An 18,210-nucleotide genomic window follows, 5' to 3' on the forward strand; every position below is an offset into this window, starting at 1 on the left:
AAAGGCCGCGCTAGCCCCATCTGGGCCCCGGCTGTCGCCGGGGATCACAAGCTATATCTATTCGAACGACCGTCACCCCGGGTCAAACGCGGCGTGACGATGATAGAACGGCAGCCGACGCCCGATACCGGCCACCCAGCGCCCAACGCGCCGCCCACCAGCCAGACGTGCAAAAGGCCCCGAGCCTTAGCTCGGAGCCTTTTGAAACTCGTGCGTGGACGCGCCAGCTTACGGGCTGGTCGGATCGTCGCTGTTGTTGCCCGCGGCGATCACGATGCCACCGATGATGGCGATCAGCGCCAGAAGCGCGATGATCCAGCTGGTGCTGCCTTCGAGCTCGCTCTGGCCTTCAACGGCCGAAACGGCGTTCACGTCGTCGAACGACACCGCCGACATGGCGGGTGCAGCCGAAGCAGCAACCGGAGCCGCAAGCATCGAAGTCGCGGCGAGGGAGATCGCAGCTTTCTTGAGCAGGTTCATCTTTTTCTCCATCCACTGGAATTTTGATCTTCTCGAATCGCTCCGGGGAATCACCCCCAAACCGCTTCTGCCTCGCCCTTCTAGGCAGCGCTGCCAGATATTGCAAGGCGTTTTGCCGTACTGCACCATTTCTTATGATTCTGCTAAATCTCGGGAAAGTTCCTCCGCGAGCCCTCGTTCAGCCGCGGCGCACGCGCTCGAAAGGCTCGCTCGTCACGGGATAGCCGAGGTGCCCGGGGATGCAGAGATGTGACTCCCCGCCGCGCTCTTCGATCCACGGCGTCACCAGTTCGACCGGATGGGCGTCGGCATGTGCCGAAAATGCGGCGAAATCATCGGCCTGCGCCAGCTTTTCGAGATTGCGGCGCGTCGGGAAGATGATCGACACCTCGCCGCGGTCGGCCATCGCCAGCGTGGCGCGGGCGCTGGCCCAGAAGATGTGGCTGTGCTCGGCCTCCTCGATGGTCAGTTCGTGTCCGTGCTCGGGCGCCTCGACCGCGAAGAAGCGCGTGTCGAAGGTGCGCGCTTCCTTGAAATTGGGACACCAGCGCGCAAAAGGAATCAACGCGTTAAGCTCGAGCCGGTCGCCGCGCTCGGTCAGGATTTCGGACAGCAGCCGTTCGGAGAGCAAGGCCTGGCGCACCGCCGGAACCTCCGCCTCGCCCAGCGTCGGCCAGCCGACCGCGAGCCCGGTTTCCTCGAGCGTTTCGCGCAGCGCCGCGACGCGCGCCGCGCCGTCGGGGTCCATCTCGGCATAGCCGTGGCGGTGCGCGACCAGATAGTCGTCGGGATCGATCCGCCCGCCCGGAAAGACCATCGCGCCCGCCGCGAAGGCCATGTTCGCCGCGCGCTTGACCATCAATATCTCGTCGGGACCGCCGCTCTCGGACGGGCGCATGATGACGAGGGTGGCGGCGGGGATCGCGCCGTCGGGCAGTTTTTCCGTATCGCTCGTGGCCATCGGCGATCATCCTCTCTTCTCTGTCTGTCATCCGGCATTGCCGACGCAGCGAGCCGGGTGCAAGATGGCAATCGCAGGATGGCGGTGGGAGCGGGTCGATGGGCATCGTCGAGATATTGGGCGTCGCGGGCAGCCTGAGCCTGCTCGCGGGCTGGCGGCTCTACCTCACCATCCTCGCCACCGGGATCGCGATGCATTTCGGCTGGCTGCCGCTGCCCGAGCATCTGCAGGCGCTGCAGATATTGGCGAACCCCTGGGTGCTGGGAGTCGCGGGGGTCGGCACGCTCGCCGAATTCCTGGCCGACAAGATCGCGTGGGTCGATTCGGCGTGGGACGCCGTCCATACGGTGATCCGCCCGCTGGGCGGCGCGCTGCTCGCGCTCGCGCTGGTCGATAGTTCGGACCCGGCGTGGCAGGTGGTCGCCTTCCTGCTCGGCGGCGGCGGCGCGCTGGTCAGCCATGGCGCCAAGGCGACGACGCGTGCGGTGGTCAATGCCAGCCCCGAGCCCTTCAGCAACGTCGTGGTATCGACCGGCGAAGATGTCGCGACGGGCGGGCTGATCGCGCTCGCGATCGCCTATCCGCCGGTCGCGATCGTCATCGCGGTCCTGATGCTGGTCGCGGCGGTGATCGTGATCATCGCGCTGCGGCGCCTGCTGCGCAATATCAAGGCAACGCTGAAACGCACGCTGGGCGACGAACCGTCCGCCGCGCCGCCGCCGGGTTGATCAGGCCGGCAGCAGGCTCTTCAGCGGCGTCTCGACATCGGCGAGTTGTTCCGCCGTCGCGACGAGACCCGCGGTGACGAGCATCCGGCCCTGGACATAGTCCTTGGTGGCGTTGACGCAGTCGAGCGCGATGACCTTGCCGCCCTTCAGATAGACGATCGAGAAGCTGCGCGTCGCGGGGTCGCCGCGGAGCACCGTCGCGTCGTGGCCGGTCGACAGTCCCGCGGTCTGGAGCTTCAGATCATATTGGTTTGACCAGAACCAGGGGATGGCGTGATAGCGCGCTTCGTCGCCGCAGATGCCCTTGGCGACGACATTGGCCTGGTCGTTGGCATTCTGCACCGATTCCAGCCGGATGACCGCGCCTTCGGCAAAATCGTTCTCGTGCGCGGCGCAGTCGCCGATCGCGTAGATGTCGGCGAGACTGGTCTTGCAATGATGGTCGACGAGCACCCCATTGCCGCCATGCGCCCCCGCCGCGATCAGCGGCTGGACCGCGGGCACGATACCGATGCCGACGATGACGAGATCGGCGGGAATGACCTCGCCGGTGCCGAGGCGGACGCCGGTAGCGCGATCCTCGCCCTCTATCGCGACGACCTGGACGCCGAGCCGCAGATCGACGCCATGGTCGCGATGTTCCTTCTCGTAGAAGCGCGACAGATCCTCGCCCGCGACGCGCGCGAGCACGCGGTCGAGCGCTTCCAAGAGCACCACGGGCTTGCCCGCCTTGCGCAGCACCGCCGCGGCCTCGAGCCCGATATAGCCGCCGCCGATCACGACGATCTGCCCCGCGGTCTCCGACGCCGCCTTCATCGCATCGGCATCGGCGCGGGTGCGCACGCCCTGTACGCCGGGGAGGTCGCCGCCGGGGATCGGCAGCATGCGCGGGGCCCCGCCGGTGGCCCAGACGAGCTTGCCATAGCCGATCGTCTCGCCGCCCTCGGTCGTGACGCTGCGCGCCGCGGGATCGACCGCGACGACGCGCGTGTTCAGCAGCATCGTGACCTCGCGCTCGTCCCAATATTTGGCTGGGCGGATCTGGATGCGTTCGAATTCCTTCTCGCCCGCGAAATATTCCTTCGACAAGGGCGGGCGTTCATAAGGGAGTTCGGGTTCGTCGCCGACGATCGCGATGCTGCCTTCGAACTTCTGCGTGCGCAGCGCTACCGCGACCTGCGCGCCGCCATGCCCCGCCCCCACGATCACCACGTCGAAGTGCATCGCCAAATCTCTCCCGCATAGGTTTATGCGAGGGCTTCCCTTGCACGCGCGGGAAAGCGAGGCAAGCGGCGGCGGGGCCGGGGCCGAATAGAAATTCTTGGGGAGGCGATGCCGCTAGGGCCGCTGCGCGTAATTCGCGAACCAGGGTGCCATGCGGCCGCACGCCTCCTCGATCTCTTCGCTCGAGACCGCAAAGCTCAGCCGCATGAAGCGCGATCCGTCGACGGGGTCGAAGTCCACACCCGGCGCGGTCGCGACCGCGGTATCGACCAGCAATTGCCGGCAGAAGGCGATGCTGTCGTCGGTCAGGTGCCCGATGTCGGCATAGATATAGAAGGCGCCGTCGGGCGGTGCGATACGGCGCAGGCCCATCGCGGGCAGCCGGTCGAGGAGCAGGGTGCGGTTGCGCTTGTAGGTCGCGAGATGCCCCTCCAACTCTTCGCGTTCGTCGAAGGCGACGAGCCCGGCATGCTGGGCAAGGCTGGGCGGGGTCAGGAACAGATTGCCCATCCGCGCGCGCGCCGCGTCGATCTGGTCGGGCGGCACCACCAGCCACCCGAGCCGCCAGCCCGCCATGCTGTAATATTTGGAGAAGCTGTTGACGACGAAGGCGTCGGGCGACTCCTGCAGCATCGACGGCACCGGCCCGACATAGGAGAGGCCGTGATAGATTTCGTCGGAGACGATGCGGATGTTCCGCCGCCGGCAGACCGCGGCGATCGCGGCCATTTCGGCCGCCTCGATCACCGTGCCGGTCGGGTTGGCGGGGCTGGCGACGATCAGCCCCTCGGGCGCGGGGTCGAGCGCCTCGACCGCGGCGGCGGTCAGCTGGAAGCGCTCGGCCTCGCCGCAGCCGATCTCGACGGGCACCATGTGCAGCGCCTTGAGCGTATTGCGATAGGCGACATAGCCCGGCCGCGCGAGGGCGACGCGCGCGCCGGGCGCGAAGGCGCAGGTCAGCGCGAGCACGAAGGCTGGCGAGGCGCCGCAGGTCAGGATCACCTGCTCGGCATCGACCGCGACGCCATGCATCTCCTGATAGTAGCGTGCGATCCGCTGCTTGAGCGCCGGGCTTTCCCAATAGCCCATGCCGTCCTCGGCCAGCACCTGTTGCGCGCGCGCCACCGCGGCGGCGGGGGCGCCGGTCGAGGGCTGGCCGAACTCCATATGGATCACGGGCTCGCCCGCCGCCTTCATCTGGTGCGCGAGGCGGCTGATCGAGATCGCGAAAAAGGGATCGACGGCGGCGGTCATGTCGGGCCTGTTATGCGCATCCGGCCCGCTTTGCGACACCCGAATCCGGCCGGATGCTCCTGGCTATCGTCCATCATATAGCGACCCGATCCGTCCATCTCGTCGACGTGGCCGAGGCACCCAAGGTCCTGACCCTAGGGCTGTTGCCATCCGGGACGTAGATAGGGGGCCAGATTGCCGCACAGCTGCTTCCATTCGGCGTCGGTCACGGGCAGCATTTCGCGCTCGCGCGCAAAATATTCGGCCACGGGCGCGAGCGCGGGCCAGTCGCTCGCCAGCACGAAACGATCGAGCCCGATGCGCCGCATCCCCGCCACATAGAGCCCGCGCATCTCCTCGTAACTGCGCGTCTCGGTCGACGTCTTCGCATCGGGCAGTTTTGCCGGATCGAACTGCATCACCGCCGAAATATCGAGCACCAGATTGGCGGTGCCCGGCGCCCCGCGCGCGATCGCCGCGCCATAGGCGTCGAGCGCTTCGAGCGTCGGCTGGTCGATCCCGGCATAGCCGCCGCCGTGCGCGATCTGCACCGGCAGGTCGCCCGCCTGCGCCAGGATTTTGTCGATGAAGATGTTGACGCTCGCCCCGCTGAACGGCGCCGCGCCGCGCAGATGGACGACCAGCGGCAGGCGCGCCTTGCGCGCCGCGGCGAAGAAGCGGCCGAGCGTATCGACCTGTTCGGCGTTCGCGGTGTCGAAGCCGCTGTTGCCGAGGTGCAGCTTGATGCCCGATGCCCCAGGCTGGTTCGCCCAATAATCGAGCTCGCCCAACGCGTTGGGGGCGAAAGGATTGATCCCGACGAAGGCCACGAGCCGCCCCTTCGACGCCAGCGCGGCGTCGACATTGTAGCGGTTCTCGGCGCGCATCCGCTCGGCCCGGACCGCGGGCTCCATCGGCACCGCGGAGAAGCCGAACATATAGCCGACCGACAGCAGCACCCCCTTGTCGATGCCCGCGCGGTCGAGCTCGCGCACCGCATCCGCGCCGCTCCGCTCGGTGAACAGGTCGACGGAGATGCCGTCGAATATGGCGGGGTCCGCAGCCTGCATCGCGCGCAGCTGATCGGTGATCAGCCGACTCTGGATATGCATATGATGGTCGGCGCGCGGCGCCTCCTGCGCCGGCGACGCCGCCGGGGCGAGCAGCGCGAGCGCCAGCAGGGCCGAACGGATCATTTGCCGCCCTGCGCCGCCAGCACGCGCAGCACATTGCCGCTCCACATCTTTTCGAGGTCGGCGTCCGAATAACCCGCGGCCTTCAGCCGCTCGGTGACCTTGGGCAGCGCCGAAATATCCTCGATCCCGGGCAGCCCGCCGCCGCCGTCCCAATCGGCGCCGAAGCAGATATGGTCGACCCCGCCGACCTCGATCGCGCGCAGCACCATCTTCATATAGGCCTCGAAATCGGCGGCCCACAAAGGCTCGCGCTTGTCGAGCTCGCGCCATTGGCGGTTGAGCTCGGCCTGCTCTTGCGGCGACAATTTGCCGATCCGCTCATATTGGCCGAACAGCGCGCCGCGCGCGGGGGTCATGTTCATCTCCGACATAAAGATCGTCGAGATGCACATCGCGCCGCCCTTCGCCGCGAGCGCCTTCAGCCGCCCCTCGTCGAGGTTGCGCGGGTGGTCGTTCGCCGAGCGCAGGCTCGAGTGCGAGAGGATGATCGGATATTTCGACAATGCGAGCAGCTGGTCGAAGGTGGCGTCCGAGGCATGGCTCGCGTCGATCACCATGCCCAGCCGGTTCATCTCCGCCACCCACTGCTTGCCGAGCGGGCTCAGCCCCTTCCACTTCGCCTCGCCGGTCGCGCTGTCGGCGAACTGGTTGGTCTTCGAATGCACCGGGCCCGCCATGCGGACGCCCTTCTTGTAGAATTCGGCGAGCAGCGCGACATCGTCGCCCAAGGGATAGCTGTTCTCGATCGACTTGTACGCGATCAGCTTGCCCGCCTTGTCGAGCGTGCGCGCGTCGGCGGCGGTCAGCGCGGGGCCGATGAGGTCGCCATGCTTCCGGATCGTCGCATCGATCAGGTCCGACCGACCGCGCGCGAAGGCGAGCGCGTCGGCATAGCCCTGCGGCGTCAGCGGCCCCTGTTCGGTGTAGATGACGAAGAAACCGCCATCGAGCGCACCCGCCTTCATCCGCGGGATATCGACCTGGACGATGTCGCCCTCCAGCGTGTGCGGATCGGCGAAGCTCCACCCCGCGCGCTCGAAATGGAGCGAGGTGTCGAGGTGGGTGTCGAGCGTCAGGAAACGGCTGTGCAGCGGCCGGTCATCGTTAGGCGCGGCGCCGTCCTCCTTCGCGGCGGTGCAGGCGGCGAGCGAGGCGGTGGCGAGCAGGATCGCGAGCTGTTTCACTTCTTCTCCTCCACCGGCTTCAGGTCGAGGTCGTGATAGTCCCAGCTGAAGTCGGCGATCTTGCTCACCGCCTTCATCGTCACGCCCGTCACCTTGCCGTCGGCATCGAGCGCGAAGGTCACATAGGCGGGTTCGATCGCGGGGTCGTCATATTCGGTGACGAAGCTGTCATACTGCCAATGCTTGAGCCGCCCGACCATGCGCGGGGTCGAGGTGAAGTCGATCGTCAGCCCCTGCGCCGTGTTCGCGACGACGATGTCCCCATACCAGGGATCGCGGTAGCGCCCGGCATAGCGCGCGGGGTCGAGCGACGGGCCGACCTTCGCGGGCGAGGCCTGCGCCTGCTTCAGATATTCGACGCCGCCGGCAAGCCGCTCCTTGTACCAATCCTGCCATTTCGTCGTCCAGCCGATGTCGGGCTGGTCCAGATAATGGTCGAGCAGCCGATAGGTGAGCCCGAGCAGCATGCCGCTCTCTTCATTGTTCATCATGATCGCGAAGCCGACTTGTCTGTCGGGAATCATCACGACGCGGGTGATCGAGCCGAACACGCCGCCGCCGTGCGAGATGATGCGGTGGCCGCGATAATCCTGCACCTGCCAGCCGAGCGCATAGGCCTGCTGCATCGGCTGCGCGGCTTTCAGCTGCTCGGGCAACTGGGTGATCGGCATCGGGGTCACCGGCTTCCACATCTCGGCCGCCTGCGCTTCGCTGAATAGCTTTTTCCCGTTCGGCAGTGCGCCGTGCGCGAGCTGGATCTTGAGCCATGCCGCCATGTCGTCGGCGCTGAGCGCAAGCCCGCCCGCGGGCGCGCCGTTGCGGCCCAGTTCGTCGCGCTCGTTCAGCGCCTGCTGGTCGCCGAGCCCGCGCAGCGGTCCGTTCAGCCGCGCGTGCGGCCATGAGCGGTTGGCGATGCGGAAGCGGTCCTCGCTGTCGCTGGTCGCGTTCTTCATGCCGCCGGGGCGCAGCAGCTTTTCGCGGATGAATACTTCCCAGGTCTGACCCGTAACCTCCTCGATCAGCTGGCCGGCGACGGCGTAGAGGATATTGTCATAGGCATAGGCCGAGCGGAAACTGGTCTTGGGCTTGAGATGGGCAACGCGTTCGACGGTCTGTTTTCGGGTGAGGTGCGTGCGCGGGACGAACATCAGGTCGCCCTGCCCCAGCCCCAGTCCGCTGCGGTGGACGAGCAAATCGCGGATCGTGATCTCGCGCGTGACCCAGGCGTCGTACATGCGGAACCAGGGCATATGCTCGATGACGGGGTCGTCCCAGCCGATCTTGCCCTCGTCGACGAGGATCGCGAGCGCCGCGGCGGTCATCGCCTTGCCGGTCGAGCCGGTCTGGAAGATGGTCTCCTTGTCGACCAGCGCGCGCTCGCCGAGCTTCCGCTCGCCCCAGCCGCGCGACATCGTGGTCTTGCCGTCCTCGACGATCGCGATCGACACCCCGGTCGCGCCGATCTCCTTGCGCAGCGCCTCGACCTCGGTCCCGAAATCCTTGGGCGGTTCGGCCCACGCCGGGACGGCGGTGGTCGCGAGCAGCGACAGGGCAATGATGCGGACGTGTTTCATGACACGGTCTCCATGGGGGCAATGGGGGCGGGACGCAGCAGGCGCCAGACACCGATGGTGAGCAAGGGCGCGACGAACACCCCGAGGAACAACCAGGCGAGGAAGCGATAGCCGCTCGCGATCAGGTCGACGAGCCCGATGCGCCCCGCAACGAAGATGCAGCCCGCGAGGATCACCGCGCCGATCGCCGCGCGCGCGCCGGTGGTGAGCGGCGCGCGGCCGCGGCTCTCGATCGCGCCCGAGATGCGCTCGTTGATCGCATGCACCGCCCCCGCGCCGCTTTCGAGCAAGGCGGCGAAGATCATCACCTGGAACAGGACATGGAAACCCGGCACCGTCATCTGCCGCAGCAGGAAATCGGACGGCAGCGTCTCGGCGCCGATCGCGGGGTAGAACGCCATCATCGCGACGAAAAAGAGGATCGCGGGCAGCATCGACAGCGGCCCCGCGATGATCCCCGCAAGCACCGCGTCGCGCTGGCTGGTCAAATGGCGCAGCACCGGCAGGATCACCACCGCGCCGACGATATTGTAACTCGCATAGGTCAGCCCGCCCGACATCCAGTCGCCCGACGGCGGCGGCGCGGTCGCGAAACCCTGACCGATCAGGTCGCCGAAGCTGGCGAGCGCGATGATCAGGAAGAGGGCGTAGACGGTGTAGAGCAGGATCGAGACATATTTGAACATCTGCTCGACGACGCCGGTGCCCCACGCCGTCACCGCGACGATCGCCACGCCGAGCAGCAGCGAGCCCAGCCATTCGGGCCAACCAAAGGTCGCGGCGCCGATCGCCCCCGCCGCGGCGCCGAACACCGCGAGGATCAGGATGACGAAGATCAGATAGGCGATTTCGAAGGCGATCCAGCCTGGGCCCAGAAGGCCTTCGAAAAAGGCACGATAGTCATAGGCGCTCATCTTGCGCGCGAGCGCGAAGGTCAACGCCGCGACCACGCTCCAGACGAAGGTCGCGAGCAGCATCGCGGCAAGCCCGCCCCACGGCCCCGCGGGCACGAAATATTCGGCGAGCTCGCGGCCGGTGGCATAGCCGCCGCCGATGATCACCGCCTTGAGCGCGAAGCCGGGGAGCAGGAAGCGCTGGAACCAGCTCGACCCTCCGGCTGGTTCGGCACCGATCATGCGAGGCAGCTGTCCACGAGCGCCGCAAAGGCCGCGCCGCCGCGGATCGGGTCGGCGACCGGCAGCCCGAGCCGCCGGCTTTCGGCGCCCAGCAGCGCCTCGGCCTCGCCCGCGCCGAGGCTCGAGGTGTTGAGGCTGACCCCGCCGCAGCGGATCGCGGGGTTGGTGCGGCTGCCGAGGCGGATCGTGAGGTCGATGACCTCCTCGACGCTCGGCAGCGCGAAGCTTTCCATGCCGAGGATCACCTTGCGCGACGGATCGTGGCAGACGACGAAGACGTCGGGCTGGCTGCCGTGGAGCAGGCCCAGCGACACCGCGGCATAGGCGGGGTTGAAGATCGACCCCTGCCCCTCGATCAGGTCCCAATGATCGGCGGGCGCATCGGGGCTCAGGATTTCGGCCGCGCCGGCCTCGAAGTCCGAGACCACCGCATCCATCGGGATGCCGCCGCCCGCGATCATGATCCCGGTCTGGCCGGTGGCGCGGAAGTCGGCGTCGAAGCCCCTTTCGACAAAGGCGCGGTGCAGCGCGAGCGCGGTATATTTCTTGCCGAGCGCGCAGTCGGTGCCGACGGTCAGCAGGCGCTTGCCCGTGCGCTTGATCCCGGTGCCGATCGGGATGTCGGCGGGCGGGGTGCGCACGTCGATCAGTCGCTGGCCGGTGCGCCGCGCCGCCTCGACCAGCGCGGGGACGCTGGTTAGCCGCGTGTGCAGCCCGGCAACGACGTCGAGCCCCGCCTCCATCGCCTCGATCAGGATCGCGACCCAGGTATCGCCGATGACGCCGCCCTGGTTGGCGACGCCGATCACCAGCGAGCGCGCGCCTGCCGCCTTGGCCGCCGCGGGATCGAGCCGCGGCAGGCCGGTGGTGACGGTGCAGCCCGCGGCGGAAAACTCCCCGACGCAGCGGTCCGCCGCCCAGTCCGCGAGCCCGAAGGCGGTCTTCGCGAAGCTTGCTTCGGTGGTGTCGCCGAGGAACAGCAGATAGGGCTGCGGCAGCGTCAATCGTTCGGACAAGCGTCCGGTGGGCGCGTTCATCTTGGTCTCTCCCGTCGCGTCAGAAGGACATGTCGAGCGCGACGCCGATCGTCCGCGGCTGTAGCGGCGAAATGCCGAGGAAGCTGGGCTGGTTCAGGCCATTGGCGAAGGTCGACCGCGCCATCTCCCCCTTGTTGTCGAGCAGGTTACGCACATAGGCGCGCGCCGTCCAATGGTCGTTGAAGGTCACCGACGCGTTGAGGTCGACCGAGGTGTAGGGCTTGGCCACCGCCACCAGCGGATCGCTCTCGACCAGCGACAGGCGGTTGCTCGCGTGGCGTATGCCCGCGCCGAAGCTGCCCTTGGTGCTGCCACCGAGCTCGAACTCGTAATCGGCGCGCAGCGCACCGCTGAACTTGGGCACCGCGGGCAGGCGGTCGCCATCGACGCCGCTGATCTCGGGCACATCCTCGCTCAAGGTCGCGTCGGTGTAGCTGCCCGTCGCGCTGATCGTCAGGCCGGGCGCGGGGCGCAGCGCGATGCTGCCCTCGAAGCCCTTGCTCGTCGCCTTGCCGCCGTTGGCGCCGCCCGACACGCCGCCGAAGGCGCGGGTGACCTGGATGTCGGTCCAGTCCATCCAGAAAAAGGCGGCGTCGACGGTCACCATGCGATCGGCGAAATCGGCCTTCAGCCCGACCTCGTAATTGGTCATGCGGTCGGCATCGACGCTGGGCGGGACATTGGGGACGATGACGTTCGGACCGCCGGGGCGATAGCCCGTCGCGACGCGCGCATAGAGCATCGCATCCTCGTTGATGTGGAACTGCGGGCTGACCGAGAAGGTCCAGACGCTTTCCTCCGACGTGCCGGGGTCGTTCGCGGTCGGCACGATCGCGCCCGAGCTGATCTGGGTGAAGGTCTGCTCGTTGCGCGCCCAGCGCAGCCCGCCGGTGACCTCGAACCGTTCGCTGAGCTTGAGGGTGGCGTTGCCGAAGACCGCATATTCCTTGTAGGTCGCCGGCAGGCCGACGATCGCGAGCGGATCGAGCGGCGCGATCGGGTTGCCCGCCATGTCGAACGAACGCACCAACTGCGAATTGCTGGTGGTTTCGTCGGTGAAGAATCCGCCGACCATCCACTCGAAGGTCCCGCCGCTCGGCGACGCGAGGCGAAGCTCCTGTGTCCATTTCTCGAGCCCGAGGTCGAGGTAGAAGGGCGTGATGCCGGGTGCGATCGCGCCGCCGGTGAGCAGCGGGAAGAGCACGCCGAACGCATAGCTCGCATCCTGCACCTGCCGGCTCTGCGTCTTGCTGTAGGTCGTCGCCGAGGTCAGCGTCGCCGCGCCGAAATCATAGTCGAGCGTTGCCGAATAATAGTCGAGGTCGATGTCATAGGATTCGGGGACATAATTGTTGAATGAGTGGCCGTTGCCGAGCCGCTGGCCGGTCAGATCGGCCGCATAAAGACCATTGCCGTCCGAATCGAGCGATTGCCAGATGCCCGCCAGCTTGACGCTGAGTTCGGGGGTCGGCTGCCACAGCAGGGCTAGGCGGCCGCCGCGCTGTTCATAGTCGTTCTGGTCCTTGAGCCCGGCGTTGTTGACGCTGTCGACCCAGCCGGGCGTCTTGCGCCACGCGAAGCTGCCCGACACCGCGAGCGTGTCGGTGGCGATCGGCGCGTTGACGAACACCTGCCCGCCCCAGCCGAGCCCGCCGGCATCCTTGATCGTGAAACCCTCGACGCCGGCGCGGACCTTGAACTGCGTCGTGTCGGGCTGGACGGTGACATATTTGACGAGTCCGCCGATCGAGCTTGCGCCGTAGAGCGTGCCCTGCGGCCCCTTGAGCACCTCGATGCGCTCGAGGTCGTACGGCATCAGGTCGATGGTGAAGGAGCCGGCGCGATTGTAGAGCGCGCTCGACCCCACCGGCGCGTCGTCGAGATAGATGCCGACGGTCTGCGCCGCGTTCAAAGGCGCGACGCCGCGCAGCGTGATTGTGGTCTGGCCGGGCGTGCCGCCGTTGCTGACGTTCATGCCGGGAACATAGCCCGCATAGTCGACGAGCGAGGCGGAGCCCTGTTCCTGCAGCGCCTCGCCGCTGACCACCGCGATCGAGATCGGCACGTCCTGGACATTCTGGACGCGCTTCTGCGCAGTGACGACGATCTCTCCGTCGGTTTCGCCCGCGGCGGCGTCCTGCGCCTGCGCGGGCATGGCAGCCATCAGCGCGGTCAGGCTTGCGGCAATCAAAACAGTCTTTTTCATCGTCTTACCCCCAGACTTGACCAAGCAGGCGGCGGAAATTGCCCCCGAGCACGGCCGTGATGTTGTTGTTGGAATAACCCCGGCGAATGAGTTCCTCGGTCAGGTCGAAGACCTTCAAGGGATGGTCGAAACCGTCGATGTCGATCTTGTCGCGAAAGCCGTAGCTCGCCTTGTAGCTGCCCTTGAGCGCGGCATATTCGGACGGCTCCATGTCGTCGTAGCCGTGGAGGTCGGCGTCGGAGCCGATGCCGACATGCTCGATTCCCGTCAGTTTCGCGACATGGTCGATATGGTCGGCCATATGCCCGACGTTGGTCGGGTCGCTGGCGCGCACGAACATGCGCACCCCGGTGATGCCCATCACCCCGCCCTTCGCCGCGAGCGCCTTGATCGCTTCGTCGGTCTTGACGCGCACATGGTCGACCAGCGCACGCGCGTTGCTGTGGGTGATCGCGATCGGGCCTTTCGCCAGTTCGATCGCGTCGAGCGTCGTGCGGTCGCCGCAGTGCGAGACGTCGATCAGCATCTTCTGCTTCTCCATCTCGGCGATGATCGCGGCGCCATAGTCGCTGACCCCGCCGTCGACGCGCTCGGTGCTGCCCGACCCGATCATATTCTGGCTGTTGTAGGTGAGCTGCGCGCAGCGGAGGCCGAGGCGGCGAAAGGTCGCGACATCCTCGACCTTCTCGAAATGCTCGGCATTCTGGATGCCCATGATCACCGCGCATTTTTTCTCGGACTTGGCGCGGTCGAGGTCGGCGACGTCGCCGACGAGCGAAAAGACATGCGCATTATGCCCCGCAAAATGCTGCCACGCCGCGAGATATTCGAGCGCTTGCGCGCGGGCATCGGGGCCGCCGAGGCCGAAGGCATTGTGGAAGCCCGTGATGCCGCTGGCGCGAAACTCCGCCGCCTCGGCGTCGGTCAGGCGGCGCGTCACATAGTCGGGCGACAGCGTGATCTTGAGCGGCGCGAGCATGTCGATGACCAGCGACGACGCGACGAGATCGACCGCGCGGCGCGAATAGCTGCGCGCGGGGGCGGCGGCGAAAGCGAACGCCCCGCGATTGATCATCGGCGCCGACACGGCGCTCCCCACCACACCGGCGACAAGCGCGCGGCGCGTCAGCGGGAATGACCGACTCATTCCACCCTCCACGAGTATGTTTTACAAATTTGAGACTATTGTCCTAATCAGAAAATTGTCAACCCAAATAGGACATGTTGTCGACTTTTTCGTCACTCCGGGCTCGACCCCGGGGTCCCGCTCAGCCACATCGAAAAGCGGGACCCCGGATCAGGTCCGGGGGGACGAGGGATGGGAGCCTACCCACCCCAGATTTCTTCCGGACAACGGATCATCCCCCCGCGATATTCGACCCCCGGCGCGCGGTCGCGCGCGAGGAAGGTTGGACCGTCGAGGTCGACGATGTCGCAGAGCTGGCCGACCAGATAGGAGGGCGCCATCGACAGGCTGGTGCCCATCATATTGCCGACCATCACGTCGAGCCCCAGCTTCTTCGCCTGCCGCGCGATCGCCAGCCCCTCGGTCAGCCCGCCGCATTTATCGAGCTTGATGTTCACCACGTCGAAGCGGCCGATCAGCGAGGCGGTGTCGGCAAGCGTCACCGCGCTTTCGTCGGCAACGAACGGGAGCGGACGCTTGAGGCCGTCGAGATCGGCCTCGCGCCCGCGCTTCAGCGGCTGTTCGAGTTGCGCCACGCCGTTCGCGGTGAGTATCGGGAGCAGTTTGCGCAAGGTGGCGGCGTCATAGCCCTGGTTGGCATCGACCCCGATCCACGCTTCGGGCCGCGCCGCGCGGATCGCCTCGACGCGCGCGATGTCGTCGCCCAAATCGCCGGTGAGCTTGACCTTCACCGGCGCCTCCGGGTCGATGGTGAGCGCCGCGCGCGCCATCCTGCCCGGCGCGTCGGCGCCGAGCGTCAGGGTCGAGCGCAGGGCCTTGGGCGCCGCCAACCCGGCGAGTTCCCACACGGGCCGCCCCGCCTGCTTCGCTTCGAGCTCCCAATAGGCGCAGTCGATCGCGTTGCGCGCGCCGCCGGGGGGCAGCAGGTGCTGCAGCTCGGCGCGCGTCGCGCCCGCCTCGATCGCCGGACGCACGACGGTCGCCTGGCTAAGCATATGGTCGATATCGTCGCCGAGATAATAGACCCCCGCCCCCTCGCCGCGCCCGCTGTGCGTGCCGTCGGACAACTCGGCGACGAGCAAGGCCGTCTCGGTGAAGACATGCCCCGAGATGCGGAAGGGCTGGTGGTAGGGAAAGCGCTCGACCCGAAGGTCGAGCGCCAGTTTCTGCCGGTCCATGGTCGCCATCAATACACCATGTCGAAGCCGTAGAGGTGGAAGACCAGCGTCACCCAGACGAGCACCAGCGCGGCGAGCACGAGCAGCACCGCACCGAGCTTCATCGTCCAGGCGCGCTTGTCCTTGACCGTGCGCACCAGGTGCCAGCCCGCGGTCGCCAACAGGCCGAAGCTCGCGAGCGGGGTCAGGATGCGCAGCAGGTGGATGAGCCAGTCGAGCGGCCCCCCGATGCTGCCGATATCGGCCGAGAAGGCCGCGATCAGCGCACCCCAGCCGACCAGCGCCGCGATCACCAGCCAGGCGAAGACGCGCGACAGGCGGTAGGCGCGGAGCGACGGTCCGGTCAGCGCGAATTCCGCTTTATAACTGCGGCGCACCAGCGCGCGCACCGGCCAGGCGAGCGCCGCGAGTAGGACCATCGCCAGCGCGAAGAGCATCGCGGGGCTGAGCCAGGCGCTGTTGGTCGCCGCGGGGGCGGGTTCGAACACCATGAAGGGCGAGCCCGCGTCGACGCTCATGCGGACGACGCGGCCGTCCTTGACCTCGGCGGCGAGCCGCTCGCCGGTGCCGGTGTCGCGCCACACGAAGGGTTCGACCTCGACCCAGTCGCGCGCGCCGGCACCGAGCCCGTCGAGCGCGGGGAAGCTGAGCTTGCCGTCCTCGGTCACCCCGATCTGCGCCTGGCCGAGCAGGCCAAGCACGCTCAGAAAATTGGTGAAGCTGCCGCGGCTGCTGACATAATGGCCGACCATCATCTGCGCGTGCGCCTTGGCGGTCTTGGCATCGACGGTGCCGGGCTTTTCGGTGCCGGGCAGATAGCGGTCGGCGAATTTGTGGAACAGCGCGCTGCGCACCGCGCCCGCGTCGCCCGCCTGCCCCGGGGCGTTCATCGAGATATAGAGGCCGATGTCGCTGTCGGGGAAGAGCCACAGATAGGAATGGAACCAGACGGTGTCGCCGCCATGCGCGATCGCGCGGTGGCCGTTGACCCATTGTTCGTAGAAACCGAGCGCCATGCTGTTGAGCGGGCCGACGCCCGGCGCCTTGTAATCGTGCATCATCTTCGCGGTTTCGGGCTTCATCAGCCCGGCGCCGTCGCTCAAGTGCGCGATCATGAACTTGGCCATGTCGGCGCCCGACGCCGACAGGCTGCCCGCGGGCGCGGGGATCACCATTTCGAAGGGCTGCGCCTTCCCGGTGATGTCGGGATAGCCCTTCGACATATGCGCTTCGAGCGCCTTCGGCAGCGGCTGGCGGAAGGTCGCGTGCGTCATGCCGAGCGGCTTGAAGACGTGATTTTCGACATAGGAGTCGAAATCCTCGCCGCTCACCCGCTCGACGATATAGCCCGCGAGCGCGGTGGCGTAGTTCGAGTAAGCAGGGGTCGTGCCCGGCGCAAAGACGCGTTCGGGCAGCGCCAGCGGCATCTGTTTCTTCAGCGTCATCACCGCCTTGGGATCGCTGCTGATCAGGTGGCGCACGGATTCCTCGAACCCCGCGGTGTGCGTCATGATGTTGCGCATCGTGATCGGCTTGCCCTCAAAGGCGGGAATCTTGAAATCGAGATAGGCGTTGACGTCCTTGTCGAGATCGATCTTGCCGCGTTCGACCTGTTGCATCACCGCGGTCCAGGTGACGAGCTTCGACACCGAGCCGGGGCGGAAGAGCGTCGATTCGGGCAGCACCGGCGCGCGTTTCGCGACGTCCGAATAGCCGTAGCCCTTCTCCAGCACGACCTGGCCGTCCTTGACGACGACGACGACCGCGCCCGGAATGCGCCCGCGTTCGAGCGCATAGGGGAGATAACCGTCGAGCCACGCCTCGAGATCGGCGCGGTCGAGCGCGACCGGCGCGGCGGGCGCCTTGACCGCGGGCAGCGCGGGCGCCTCGGCCTTTTTGGCGGGCGGCGCGGGGACCGGCCCCTGCGCCATCAGCGGGACCGCGGCGAGCGCCGCCAGTCCGATCATCAGCTTGCGAACGAAACGCATCGCCACCTCCCTTTTTGCGGCGCCCTCACTGGCCCTTGCAGCGAGCAGCGCGACCCCTTACCAAGGGCTGACATCTGTTAGCCCAATAGGGACATAATGATCCTGATTAGAAAATTGTCAAACGGCTTATGGCGACTTTGATGGCAAGCCGCAGCAAACCGCCGACGCTCGGCGAGGTGATGCGCGGGATAAGGTCGCGGAATCGCTGGACGCTCAAGGAGATGAGCGCGAAGTCGGGCATCCCCGTGTCGACGCTGTCGAAGGTCGAGCACGACCGGCTGACCTTGAGCTACGACAAGCTCCAGCAGCTCAGCCAGCGGCTGAACATGCGCATGTCCGACCTGTTCGCCGAGGAATCGGAGGAGGCCTCGCCGCGCGTGACCGGGCGACGCAGCGTCGGCACGCTCGACAATGCGGTGCGCGTGACCACCGACAATTACGACTATCACTATCTCTGCACCGACCTGCGCCAGAAGCGCATGATCCCGATCCTGACGCGCATCCGCGCGCACAGCGCGACCGAATTCGGCGAGCTCGTCCACCATCATGGCGAGGAGTTCATCTACGTCCTCGAAGGGCGGATGGCGGTGCACACCGAATTTTACGATCCGATCATCCTCGAGGTCGGCCAGGGCATCTACCTCGATTCGTCGATGGGCCACGCCTATGTCGTCGCCGAAGGCTGCGACGAGGCGCTGGTGCTGGGGGTGTGTTCGAGCGCCGACGACGGGCTGATGGATTCGCTGATGAGCCTGCACGCCGATGGGGAAGGCGGGCTTTAGACAGCGGACGCGTGAGCCCCTCCCCTCCCGCCTGCGGGAGGGGCAGCGAGACTTACGAGCTTGCTCGTTAGTCGCAGCGGGGTGGGCCATGGCAACGTCGTTGCCCACCCCCGACCCCTCCCGCAAGCGGGAGGGGAGAAGAGCGTCCGCCCCTGC

At 67.0% G+C, this 18,210-nt stretch carries 15 protein-coding genes; 2 read left to right on the plus strand and 13 right to left on the minus strand.

The genetic code is table 11. The features are described from left to right. Positions 1 to 228 precede the first annotated feature (228 nt). Together ATE62_RS18515 and ATE62_RS18510 are read right to left on the minus strand one after the other, a co-directional pair. Positions 229 to 480 carry a hypothetical protein gene (locus ATE62_RS18515; RefSeq protein WP_058806413.1) on the minus strand — a complete coding sequence of 84 codons (252 nt, stop codon included), beginning with the start codon at positions 478 to 480 and terminating at the stop codon, positions 229 to 231. Positions 481 to 658: 178 nt separating this feature from the next. Further along, the gene (locus ATE62_RS18510; RefSeq protein WP_058806365.1) at positions 659 to 1,441 is read right to left on the minus strand and encodes an NUDIX domain-containing protein; all 783 of its coding nucleotides are present in this window, start codon (positions 1,439 to 1,441) and stop codon (positions 659 to 661) included. Positions 1,442 to 1,539: 98 nt separating this feature from the next. On the opposite strand from ATE62_RS18510, the gene ATE62_RS18505 reads away from it, so the two are divergent. Further along, positions 1,540 to 2,169: a DUF4126 domain-containing protein gene (locus ATE62_RS18505; RefSeq protein WP_058806366.1), complete on the plus strand. Its 630-nt coding sequence runs from the start codon at positions 1,540 to 1,542 to the stop codon at positions 2,167 to 2,169. Here the strand turns inward: ATE62_RS18505 and ATE62_RS18500 are convergent, their stop codons facing one another. From ATE62_RS18500 to ATE62_RS18450, 11 genes are all read right to left on the minus strand, one after another. Continuing rightward, positions 2,170 to 3,393, minus strand: coding sequence for an NAD(P)/FAD-dependent oxidoreductase (locus tag ATE62_RS18500; protein WP_058806367.1), 1,224 nt, complete (start codon positions 3,391 to 3,393; stop codon positions 2,170 to 2,172). It abuts the gene before it with no gap. 114 nt (positions 3,394 to 3,507) lie between these two features. Then, the gene (locus ATE62_RS18495; protein ID WP_058806368.1) at positions 3,508 to 4,647 is read right to left on the minus strand and encodes an aminotransferase class I/II-fold pyridoxal phosphate-dependent enzyme; all 1,140 of its coding nucleotides are present in this window, start codon (positions 4,645 to 4,647) and stop codon (positions 3,508 to 3,510) included. A 134-nt stretch (positions 4,648 to 4,781) separates the two neighbouring features. After that, positions 4,782 to 5,822, minus strand: a complete 1,041-nt coding sequence (locus ATE62_RS18490) for an amidohydrolase family protein (protein ID WP_058806369.1) — start codon at positions 5,820 to 5,822, stop codon at positions 4,782 to 4,784. Continuing rightward, a complete protein-coding gene (locus ATE62_RS18485) occupies positions 5,819 to 7,006 on the minus strand; it encodes a dipeptidase (protein ID WP_058806370.1) in 1,188 nt (395 codons plus the stop codon). The genes ATE62_RS18490 and ATE62_RS18485 overlap by 4 nt, the downstream gene beginning before the upstream one ends. Beyond that, positions 7,003 to 8,580, minus strand: a complete 1,578-nt coding sequence (locus tag ATE62_RS18480; RefSeq protein WP_058806371.1) for a serine hydrolase — start codon at positions 8,578 to 8,580, stop codon at positions 7,003 to 7,005. The genes ATE62_RS18485 and ATE62_RS18480 overlap by 4 nt, the downstream gene beginning before the upstream one ends. Next, positions 8,577 to 9,716, minus strand: a complete 1,140-nt coding sequence (locus ATE62_RS18475) for a YkvI family membrane protein (protein ID WP_058806372.1) — start codon at positions 9,714 to 9,716, stop codon at positions 8,577 to 8,579. Before ATE62_RS18475 ends, ATE62_RS18480 begins: the two co-directional genes overlap by 4 nt. Then, entirely contained in the window at positions 9,713 to 10,753 is a 1,041-nt protein-coding gene (locus ATE62_RS18470; RefSeq protein WP_058806373.1) for a DUF1611 domain-containing protein, read from the minus strand. Before ATE62_RS18470 ends, ATE62_RS18475 begins: the two co-directional genes overlap by 4 nt. A 19-nt stretch (positions 10,754 to 10,772) precedes the next feature. Further along, positions 10,773 to 12,959, minus strand: a complete 2,187-nt coding sequence (locus tag ATE62_RS18465; RefSeq protein WP_058806374.1) for a TonB-dependent receptor — start codon at positions 12,957 to 12,959, stop codon at positions 10,773 to 10,775. Between the two features lie 4 nt (positions 12,960 to 12,963). Beyond that, complete coding sequence (locus ATE62_RS18460) at positions 12,964 to 14,106, minus strand: dipeptidase (RefSeq protein ID WP_058806375.1); 1,143 nt, start codon at positions 14,104 to 14,106, stop codon at positions 12,964 to 12,966. Positions 14,107 to 14,285: 179 nt separating this feature from the next. Then, positions 14,286 to 15,293, minus strand: a complete 1,008-nt coding sequence (locus tag ATE62_RS18455; RefSeq protein ID WP_058806376.1) for a dipeptide epimerase — start codon at positions 15,291 to 15,293, stop codon at positions 14,286 to 14,288. Then, positions 15,293 to 17,272, minus strand: a complete 1,980-nt coding sequence (locus tag ATE62_RS18450) for a serine hydrolase domain-containing protein (protein ID WP_058806377.1) — start codon at positions 17,270 to 17,272, stop codon at positions 15,293 to 15,295. Before ATE62_RS18450 ends, ATE62_RS18455 begins: the two co-directional genes overlap by 1 nt. A 128-nt stretch (positions 17,273 to 17,400) precedes the next feature. Here ATE62_RS18450 and ATE62_RS18445 point away from each other — a divergent pair, with 128 nt between their 5' ends. Then, entirely contained in the window at positions 17,401 to 18,054 is a 654-nt protein-coding gene (locus ATE62_RS18445; RefSeq protein WP_231736312.1) for a helix-turn-helix domain-containing protein, read from the plus strand. The last annotated feature ends 156 nt before the right edge of the window (positions 18,055 to 18,210 follow it).

It is taken from the genome of Sphingopyxis sp. HIX (genome assembly GCF_001468285.1).
Classification (GTDB): domain Bacteria; phylum Pseudomonadota; class Alphaproteobacteria; order Sphingomonadales; family Sphingomonadaceae; genus Sphingopyxis.